General features: G+C 67.8%; 2 protein-coding genes. One reads left to right on the plus strand and one right to left on the minus strand.

What is annotated here, in order from left to right; genetic code table 11:
- Positions 1–381 (plus strand): MBL fold metallo-hydrolase (locus DES52_RS22450; RefSeq protein ID WP_146237437.1); only part of this gene is annotated, 381 nt, incomplete at its 5' end.
- A 152-nt stretch (positions 382–533) separates the two neighbouring features.
- Here DES52_RS22450 and DES52_RS22455 read toward each other — a convergent pair.
- Positions 534–1082: tyrosine-type recombinase/integrase (locus tag DES52_RS22455; protein ID WP_146237438.1), on the minus strand; the 549-nt coding region annotated here is incomplete at its 5' end.

The raw sequence follows: 1082 nt of genomic DNA on the forward strand, positions 1-1082 counted from the left end.
TTCGAGTTGCGCTTTTTCGAGGTGCAGCACCGCGTGCCGACGCTGGCAGTGCGGGTGGAGGGCGGCGGCAAGGTGCTGGCGTACAGTGCGGACAGCGTGCCGTGCGACGCGCTCGTAGCGTGCGCGCGCGAAGCGGATCTGTTCGTGTGCGACGCCCTGGTCGCGGAGTCCGACGGGAAGGACGCGGCGCGTCGGGCGGCGGCCCTGGTGCACCCGACGGCGAGGGAAGCGGGTGAGATGGCGAGGGCGGCAGGGGCGAAGTCTTTGGCGCTGGTGCATCTGGCCCGCTTTGCCACACGTGACCGTGTGCTCGCCGAGGGGCAGGCCGCGTTCGAAGGCCAGACGGCGGTTCCGGATGATGGGACAGTACTCCCGGTCTAAGGTGACAGATCAAAGCTGACGTGCCACTCTGGGTCTTCCGAGAAGCGTCGAATCGGCGGACGTGGTTCAACGTCCGCTTCACAAGCGCCTCGGTTCCAAGACGCTCACCGACTTTGTGACCCAGCTACACCGCGAGTCGTTCGCTTCGGAGACTACCAGGAGGCGAGTTCGTCCTTGAGATCGTCGGCGGGCAACTCCGCGTAGCCTTTGCGCGTCGTGTCCACCGAGGCGTGACCGAGGTGCGCGGCGACACGCGTGAAGTCGCGAAGTTGCTTCACGAGGCGCGTGCCCGCGTACTTCCGCCCGGCGTGGAAACCTCGAAAGGAAACGCCCGCCGCTTGAAAGGCCTTCTCGACGTGGTGTCGCGCGCCCATCACCGTGCGGTAGCGGAACACGAACGAGCTCGGCGTGGTGCGCTTTCCGTCCGCGTGCTCCGGGCCGCCCGGGCCGTATCGAGCGCGGTACGCGCGCGTGGCGCGCGCGAGGCTGGTGCTCATGGTGACGACGCGGCCCTTGCGGCCTTTGCCGCTGCGAACGTGCACGCGCCGCGCGCCTTCGTCGAGGTCGCGCCACTCGAGGTCGAGCGCTTCACGAATGCGCAAGCCGGCGTGCGCGACGAGGAACAACAAGAACTTGACGTGCGCGTCGGCGTGTTCGAGCACGTCGGCGAGGTCGTCGTCGCTGTACGGCGGACGTTTGAC

The sequence above is a fragment of the Deinococcus yavapaiensis KR-236 genome, from assembly GCF_003217515.1.
GTDB lineage: Bacteria > Deinococcota > Deinococci > Deinococcales > Deinococcaceae > Deinococcus_A > Deinococcus_A yavapaiensis.